Below are 8,865 nucleotides of genomic sequence, written 5' to 3' on the forward strand. Positions count from 1 at the left end.
ACAATATTTTATCTGTAGTTACTTTGCAAGTATATTATTTCTTGCTTAACCTCCAAATATACTGAAAACTCAGCTTTTGTGTTCTTCTTTAAGAATAATTGTACAAAAAACAATTATAAAATATTTCTATGTTATAAAACATAAAGTGTAACTTTGTATCGAAATTAATAACACAAAAATTTTAGTAGATTAACGTATAGAGATAGAATTATGAAAAAGAGTCTTATAGCACTGGCTTTCGGTACTTTGGCTTTGGGAATGGCTGAGTTTGCAATGATGGGTATATTGCCGTACGTTGCTTCCGATTTTGGAATAAGCATTTCCGAGGCAGGTCATCTTATTTCTGCCTATGCACTTGGAGTGTGTTTCGGTGCGCCGGTATTGGTTCTTGCACGGAAGAAATCACTCAAGCATTTGCTTATGGCATTGGTTTCGCTGATAATAGTTGGAAATCTTTGTGCATCTATGGCACCGAATTATTGGGTTATGATGATTGGACGTTTCATCTCTGGTTTGCCTCATGGAGCTTATTTCGGTGTGGCGTCTATAGTGGCATCCAAGCTTGCAGATAAAGGGAAAAGCTCGGAGGCAGTTTCCATAATGATAGCCGGAATGACAGTTGCCAATCTGTTCGGTGTACCGCTTGGTACATCGTTGAGTCATCTTATTTCGTGGCGTTCCACATTCCTTTTTGTCGGTCTTTGGGGAATAATTGTTTTCTATTATATATGGCGTTGGGTTCCGGTGGTTGAAGGCTTGCAGGATATAGGTTTTAAGGGTCAGTTCCGGTTTCTCCGCACTCCGGCTCCGTGGCTTATTCTTGGTGCCACGGCTTTGGGAAATGGCGGTGTGTTCTGTTGGTACAGCTATATCAGTCCGCTTCTGACTAATGTCTCTGGTTTTTCGGAAAGTAGTATGACGGCTTTGATGGTGCTTGCCGGCTTTGGTATGGTAGTGGGAAATCTCATTAGCGGACGAATGTCTGACCGTTATACTCCGGGACGGGTATTGATGATTGCCCAGGGTGGTATATGTCTGATATTGCTGGCTATCTTCTTTTTGTCATCAAATCCTTGGCTTTCAGTTTCGCTTATGTTTCTATGCACAGCCGGACTGTTTGCAGTATCCAGTCCAGAACAGTTGTTGATAATACGAGTGGCACCGGGAGGAGAGATGCTTGGAGGTGCATGCATCCAGATAGCATTCAATTTCGGTAATGCTGTGGGAGCATACGCAGGAGGCCTTGCGGTTACTAACGGCTTCCAGTATGCGGCTCTTGTAGGAGTGCCGTTTGCTATGGTAGGTTTCATATTGGCTGTGATATTCTACAGGCGGTATCAGGTGAGGTACGAGGTAAAGTGATAATAAAAAATTACCAATGTACTAATCTGTTATAATAAAATTTCTTTGGATATTTTTTATCTTTGCGACGATATAACTGCCGAGGTGACATTAAGCAGGAGCAAATTTGTATTAATCTAATTAACGTATCAACTATGTACACAGTAATTAAAAGGATGGAAATTTCAGCCTCACATTCGCTACAGCTGTCTTACCAGAGCAAATGCGAGAAGCTTCATGGTCACAACTGGATTATAACCGTTTATTGCCGTTCGAAAGAGCTTGACGAAAACGGTATGGTGGTAGATTTTACTCACATCAAGCAGGCTGTGGAAAAGCAGCTGGACCATAATAACTTGAATGATGTACTGCCTTTTAATCCTACGGCAGAAAATATTGCCTTCTGGGTTTGCAATCAGGTTCCACATTGTTTCAGGGTAGAAGTAAAAGAATCGGAAGGTAATACGGCTATCTATGAGAAAGATTAACGAAATTTTCTATAGCTTGCAAGGTGAGGGGTTTTATACGGGAACTCCTGCTGTGTTTGTCCGTTTCTCGGGATGCAACCTGAAGTGCAGCTTTTGCGATACGCAGCATGAAGATGGCAGGATGATGTCAGATGATGAAATTGTTGCGGAAGTATGCAAATATCCATGTCGGATGGTGATTCTTACTGGTGGAGAACCAGGATTGTGGATTGACAGTATATTGATTGCAACCTTACATGCGGCAGGGAAATATATTGCGATAGAGACTAATGGCACTTGTGTCTTGCCGGAGGGTATTGACTGGGTTACTTGTTCGCCAAAGGAAGGAACTATACTTAAAGTGCTCCGAATGGACGAAGTGAAAGTAGTATATGTTGGTCAGGATGTATCTACATATCTTAAATTGCCCGCAAAGCATTATTTCCTGCAACCATGTTCGGGACAAAACACCAATCATGTAATATCCTACATTAAGAAACATCCGCAGTGGCGACTAAGCCTTCAGACACATAAACTGATTGATATTCCATAACATAATATAATCTGAATTCAAGAAAATCATAAATTTAAGGTTCTCTAATTTTGATTTGAATTAATAGTCAAATTATCTATTATGATTTACCGTAACACGTACGTGTTACGGTCGTTGCACGAACGTGCTTCGCGTGTTACACGTTGGAGTTCCGCTCGTAACACGAGCGTGTTACGCCAAGTCGGAGCGGTTATTTTTCCCAATATCTCAAATCATTGGACAATAATTTTATTGTCATAAGTCCTTGGACACTAAAAAACATTGTATAGGCTACAGTCTAAGTCATATTTTTTCCGTAAATCTGTATAAGGAATATAGTTAATTGAAATTAAGCGATTTAGAAGAATTACCTTGTTTTGGGGTAATGATTTGGCAACCGTCTTAATTGCTGTGTTCTGCTTTGAAATGCTTTCAAGTAACTCATTTTATTATGCTGCAAAGATAATGGATAATCTGATACACTCAAAATGTTGATAGAGAAATTATGACCAATTAGTCTTGTTTATTTAATCGCTTTACGATTGAAAAAGTGTACTGAAAACGAGCAGGCATATTCTAAATATACTTGCTGACATTTTCTATAAGACAAGCGAAGTCTTTAGACGAGTTATTGATGCGATTATTCATTTTGGTGTAAGAAGTAGCGCAAGTTAATCCCCCTTTTTTTGAAGCCGTTGACACCAATAGTATGATGCAGAAAAAATATGTGAAAATAGTAGAACAGCAAAAAAAGTAAACACATGGTTGTGTTGTTATTCGAAACACAGACAGCCTTTTGACGAAATAAAACATCGCCACACACTCATTGAGGTGGCGATGTCACAGAAAGAGCGTATAATTGAAAGACACAAAAGGGAATCGAGAGAACTTTAGGCTTTAATCTCCCCTAATATAGTTTACCAGTACTCAATATTCCTTTTTTCAGTATATACTTCGGCTGGAGTTTGCATCTTTCCTATGTAGTTCATGTTATCATCATACTGATCATATTCAGTGGCACGGAGAACTTCTCTCTCAGTCCAATTCTTTCTATCATCGAACTTGGTATAAGTATAGTCGTATGTGGTCACACCGTTTTCTGGATGCTCTTCTATCATAGTTACAGGATATTTACTTTTGTCTTCATACTTATATGAGAGAGTGACAAAAGCCATGATGTTTGCATCTGTGAATTTGTGCCATACAATACGACCTTGGTCGTCAAACCTGCATTCCTGACCAAGAACGCCGTTGCTTACTTCATCCTTACATTTGTCAATACGTTTCCCTTTGCTTATTGTGATGTTTACTATGTCATTACTCCAGCCCTCTACTGTATAAGATGTGGGAGTGTTGTATTGATATACCATCATTTTTCTGGTATAGGGATTTTCCTTATGAACAAGATTACCAGATTTATCGAAATCAAGCCGTGAAAGTCCTCCGTATATTCCGAATGAAGTCTCTGTTTGCACGGTTTTCACTTTATCAATAATGCCATATATGTCCGTATCGCTATAAAGCAATGACTTGGCTTTTGTCGTATTTTCATTATTATATGCTTTAACTGTATTTATTGCCTCTACCAGTTCATCGCTCCAATATTCTACGGTACGTGTAATATTTAAAGATGGAGTCTCTCCTTGTTTTACCGAAGGTGATTTATCCTGGCTTGAATATCCCGTTGTGCTGGCTTTATAATGGATTCGTAATGCCGGTATTTCGTCTATGTTTGCGGGGAATATTATTTTTGCTTCTGTCCAGTTTCCTTGGTTATCGTATTTATAATCGTAATTAATAGTAAATTCCATATTGTCTACACGCCAATTGTTACCATTCTTCTTATACACTCCACCAGAGTAAGTCCATTTGGTCAAATCGCCATGTGAGTTATAAGCAAATTTACTTGTACATGTAAGTGTTTCTGTTCCTTTGTCAAACTTAATAGGTATTCTTTCTACTGCTTGAGTACATAGATTGTCAATGTAAGTATATGTCGTTACCGATTTACCTTTATAATATTCATTGATGTCTTTAAGGAATATGTTGGTCGTATTAGGAGTCTCGAAACGCACCATGTGTGCAAGTGAATCAAATTGCATTTTCCATAGTGTCACTCCCGATTCATAAATTGTATTATTCTCTTTTTCGGGCAAGACAGATTTAAGCATACCATTCTCGTGGTACGAATAAAGAAGTGTAGACGTATTGTAATTTCCTCGTCCGTTTTTGTCACGACGTATCAATCGATTTGCCGAATCATAAGTAAAACCGTCATCAGTTTTTTTCCCACGATAATATCCATCTTCTTTTGCAGTTATTCCAATAAGGTTTGAATTGTCATCATATTCATATTTGGTGACATCAAGTCCATTTGCTCCAACGTTGAACGAAGTCCTTCTATATTCCGACAGGTTCCCGTCAATGAGGAAAACATATTGAAACATCGTTGTTATTCCCCAAGCTGAACTGGTATGTTCGTAAGTCACGTTCATAGGATGCTTCCTTATACCCATTTTTGTCAAATCCGAAGGATAATTTACAAAGTAAGGCATTAATGTTTCCATCTTCATATCCAATTCTAACGGATTGAAATAAACATACAAAGGAGTATATGGTTTGTCATTTTCTCCTGATTTTTGGTTGCAACTTGCCAGACTTGTCATAAGTATGGATGAGAGACAGAATACTTTTAAAAATTGTGTAGCTTTCATTGGAGTATTGTTTTAGGTTATAATCTGAATTTTACATATACACCCATTTGTATTCGTACCGGTTCACCATCAATTGTACCCGGTTTCCATTTAGGCGATGATTTCACTATTCTTACGGCTTCGGTATCTAAATTTGCATGTATGTTTTTATATACGGTTACATTCGAAACAGAACCGTCTTTCTCTACTATAAAACCTACAAGTACATCTCCTTGTATTTTCTGTTCTTTGCATATCCAAGGGTAACGTATGCTTTTTGAAATATAGTTCATAAATGCTTGTGAACCTCCCGGAAATTCTGGCTGTTTTTCTATTTTTTCATCGGTTGATTTGTACACTTTATTAGGGCTTTCTTTTGGCTTAGCAGATTCCTGTTCTGTATCCGATCTTTTTGTTATAGGCATACCAAACTTTCTTGTGGAGGAATTGTCACTTGTGCTTTTTGCCTTTTCCTGTTCATTTAGCAATATTCTTTGCAATACTTCGCTTGATATGAAAAAACCGTTGAATTTGGAAGGTGCATAACCGGTAAAGGCCGAAACAATTTCAAAACTAAAAGGCTTTCCTTCCTCAATATTCGGGAAATAATAGGCTCCTGCGGTCATAATACGATTTCCAGGCATGAGATAGAACAAGTCTATTGACATACTGCGGCTTGTCTTCCTTGCAGTTCCCTTTATTCTGAATTTGTAACCTCCATTGGCACGACCTGTACATGTGATACTTGTGACGTGCCAATAACTGTCCACTCCTGCATCGCATTTAAAGGGTACATTTGCCGGATAGGCTTTAGGTGGAACAGAAAAACTTGTTTGTGCGATAGCTGTATTAGCTATTATAAAGACTCCGAGAGTTATTATGCACAATAAAACAGATAATCTTTTCATATTTAAAATTGCAAGTAGTATATTACACACGATGGAATCCTTGGCTGTCGTAACTCCATTTACCACCAAACTGGTCTGTATAATAGCATTCACTATATTGCGAATCTTGAGTTAGTATATATTCACAGCCATCAACTGTTACTGAATAGCATTTTAAACCGTTACCATTGTTCGAAGAAGAACAGCTTCCCGAGTCGGCAGCATCATTAATAATCCCACCAAAATGGAATATTGAATTAAGCAATCCCCACAAACTACCTAAGCAGTATCCACATTTAGCAATGAACCACATTGTATCAGCTTCTATCCAACCAATCCATTTGATGATGAAACCGATTAGCAAGAATATTATTCCAAGCAGAATTCCATAAGCAATCATTGGGACAATAATCAAGAATGCAATTTTTACAAGAAAGATTGCAACACCAAGAAAAAAAATCCATTTTAATCCAGTAAACCAAGCGGATTCCCCTTCAGAATTAAAGAGCCATGAGAAAAAGTTCCATGATTCCTTTTGAGAGGAGGAAGTCGCTTTTCCTTCGCTTGTTACAGCTGTCAGATACGAAACACTCACATAACCTTGCCAGCCGTTATAATTGATATTAGCCCATCCGTTTTCTATGGATATGACATCAACGACGTCTCCTTGGGGTAATTGTCCCAATACCTCACTGTTTTTATTGGCTGAAGCACGTACATTAAGCCCTTTTGATGCAGTTACACGGTAATAATCAGCAAAGGCTTCCGTGCATAGAGAAAAACTTATGAACAGGAATAAAATTGATTTTACTATGGCACTGCTGCGACACAATGACATTTTTCCCAGTATACAAATGCCTTGTTGGAGTATAAATCTGTTCATCATATCCTTTTTATGAACTCCGCAGCCCTTAGAGTCATTTTATTAAACCACGAAGCGTGGAACTGCAATGCCACGTCTTAGATGAAGGTCGTAGGAAAAATACCTTGAGTACAGATATGGATATAGCAGCCCACGCTATAGCGTGAGAACCACTATGCTATCCCTTGTACTCTTTGAAAATTTCCTACGTTTTCATCTACAAGATAAGCATAACGCTTCTTTCTTTTCTAATATGTCTTGGAAAGAGTTGTCTCAATCCGATTACAAAGATAGGGGATTTTTGTGATAAACTCCTATCTTCTAATGTTTTTATTTGCTTTTGGAGTAGATTTTTAGTACACTCTATATTTTCAGCCTTTTATCCTGTCTTGTAGAAACAATCCCCAATCCATTTCTCCATTCATTCGCTTTTTGCCTAAACCATTGCACAAGCGGAATAGCGTTCACGCATATATGGTAATGTCCTTTCCTGTTTTTATCCTCCTCAAACGAGAATGTTGCATTTTCATCATGGAACTTTCGGTTGAACTCGGAAGAATAGAAATCACCTTTCAATCTTACCTTCTTCAACTTGCACAGTTCTTGGATAACCTTTTCAGAGAAATGCAAGGTGTTTCGGCAGAAGTCAATCAGTGGCAACAACTTCTCCACATAAGGGAAGTACCGCTGTATCTTGTCCATATACTCGTTGAACTTGGTGCGTTCTTCTCTATGTTCAAGTTCCATTGTCTTGATATGCTGTATCAATTCTTCGTTCTGACTTTCAAGTGCGGATATGCGCTGCTGCAATTCTTCTCTTTCCGCTTTCAGCTTTCCGCTGCCCAAAAGAGAGCCGACCTTTGCCACGAGTGCCGCTTTCGCCTCGGTCTTGGCGGTTTCCAGCTTCTCCGACCTGATTTCTTTCCGTACTTCGTCAAGCTGTTGTTCCGCTTGTTGCTGCTCGGTCTGCAACAGCCGCACGTTGGCTTCAAGCTCTCCCGTCTGCCGTTTTAGGTCACGGTAGTATTGGGCGGTGGTGGTATGCCGTGCTTCCGAACCACGGACACCACGTTGCAAGCCGTATTTCGCCATTGCTTTTGCGTAACTGTCATGATAGGCTACCAATTTCTCACGTGTCAGCAGGTCATCGGCACACAGACGCACGGCATTGGCTTTCTTGCGGTAGGTGCGTTTACCTTCCGTCTGCTTTTTCTTGGCTTTCCTGCGTTCTCCTGTTACTATCGGTACGACCGTGGCATGAATGTGCGGTGTGTGCTCATCCATGTGTAGGACTGCCGAAACTGTATTTCCCTTGCCGAAGGTATAGTGCAGCCATTGCAGGTTGTCATAACACCATTCGTCAAGTCTGCCCTCGTCTTGTATTTTCATCATATCCTCGTGCGTACCCGAAAGCACGATTCTAATTGCCCGCACTTGGTCGGGGGTTATCTTACGTTTGATACCTGCCGTACGGATACGGTGGCTTATCGCTTCGGTACGGTCGGACACTCCATCAGGAAACTCCACCAGTTCACGGTTGAGATGTGTACGTGTAGGGTCTGCGTTCTTGGGTATGGTCTTACGTTCTATGTGGTCGGATGCGCCCGTGTCAGCCGAGCCTTTCGCTTTGTTGATTTGAATGCTTATATATCCCATGCTTGTTTTTTGTTTTCAGGTTTGACAATTTGGTTTGTTGGTTTCCGTCTGCTGCGGTCATGCCGCATGGCAAACGGGGGTGTCCAGAGGGGTGTAACCCCGTTGGCTCATTGGGGCATTTTTAGCTGTGCCTGCACTGCATAAAGAAAATGCCCTAATGAGCTATGGCTTTTCTGTTCTCAAAAGCCTGTGAGAGTACCAGCGGATAGGCAGACCTTTTCTTTTCATTGATATGATACACCTTTCCTTGTCGGCTGGTCGGACAGCAGGCAGGTCGGATGTCCGACCGACCTGTCTGCAGATAGTGGCATTTCCTTCCATCCGTTTGTCCCGCAGACTTGTTGGCGGATGAAAATCCGATGAATTGATGAGTTGACAGGATAATAAACTGATAACCAAAATGATATATGTTCATCATCGTTTCATC

The 8,865-nt window shown here is 40.0% G+C and carries 7 protein-coding genes and 1 pseudogene; 3 read left to right on the forward strand and 5 right to left on the reverse strand.

Annotation, left to right across the window (positions count from 1 at the left end):
- Positions 1 to 210 precede the first annotated feature (210 nt).
- The 3 genes from araJ to I6E24_RS14280 all read left to right on the forward strand — a co-directional run bounded on the left by araJ (position 211) and on the right by I6E24_RS14280 (position 2,361).
- Positions 211 to 1,362 (forward strand): MFS transporter AraJ, encoded by a 1,152-nt coding sequence (gene araJ / locus I6E24_RS14270; protein ID WP_235329206.1) that lies wholly within the window; start codon positions 211 to 213, stop codon positions 1,360 to 1,362.
- Between the two features lie 134 nt (positions 1,363 to 1,496).
- Positions 1,497 to 1,829 (forward strand): 6-pyruvoyl trahydropterin synthase family protein, encoded by a 333-nt coding sequence (locus I6E24_RS14275; RefSeq protein ID WP_204393791.1) that lies wholly within the window; start codon positions 1,497 to 1,499, stop codon positions 1,827 to 1,829.
- A complete protein-coding gene (locus I6E24_RS14280) occupies positions 1,816 to 2,361 on the forward strand; it encodes a 7-carboxy-7-deazaguanine synthase QueE (protein ID WP_235329208.1) in 546 nt (181 codons plus the stop codon). The genes I6E24_RS14275 and I6E24_RS14280 overlap by 14 nt, the downstream gene beginning before the upstream one ends.
- Before the next feature lie 896 nt (positions 2,362 to 3,257).
- On the opposite strand, the gene I6E24_RS14285 is transcribed toward I6E24_RS14280, so the two are convergent.
- From I6E24_RS14285 to I6E24_RS14305, 5 genes and pseudogenes are all read right to left on the reverse strand, one after another.
- Positions 3,258 to 5,054 carry a hypothetical protein gene (locus I6E24_RS14285; protein ID WP_235329209.1) on the reverse strand — a complete coding sequence of 599 codons (1,797 nt, stop codon included), beginning with the start codon at positions 5,052 to 5,054 and terminating at the stop codon, positions 3,258 to 3,260.
- A 17-nt stretch (positions 5,055 to 5,071) separates the two neighbouring features.
- Positions 5,072 to 5,941, reverse strand: coding sequence for an energy transducer TonB (locus I6E24_RS14290; RefSeq protein WP_235329211.1), 870 nt, complete (start codon positions 5,939 to 5,941; stop codon positions 5,072 to 5,074).
- 22 nt (positions 5,942 to 5,963) lie between these two features.
- Complete coding sequence (locus tag I6E24_RS14295) at positions 5,964 to 6,806, reverse strand: SH3 domain-containing protein (protein WP_235329213.1); 843 nt, start codon at positions 6,804 to 6,806, stop codon at positions 5,964 to 5,966.
- Between the two features lie 339 nt (positions 6,807 to 7,145).
- On the reverse strand, positions 7,146 to 8,438 hold the full coding sequence (gene mobV / locus I6E24_RS14300) for a MobV family relaxase (protein ID WP_235329215.1): 1,293 nt from the start codon (positions 8,436 to 8,438) through the stop codon (positions 7,146 to 7,148).
- Between the two features lie 154 nt (positions 8,439 to 8,592).
- Positions 8,593 to 8,865, reverse strand: a pseudogene (locus I6E24_RS14305) (hypothetical protein); the annotation flags it as partial.

Origin of the sequence: Bacteroides caecigallinarum (assembly GCF_021530995.1) — a bacterium.
In the GTDB taxonomy this organism is placed as follows: domain Bacteria; phylum Bacteroidota; class Bacteroidia; order Bacteroidales; family Bacteroidaceae; genus Phocaeicola; species Phocaeicola faecigallinarum.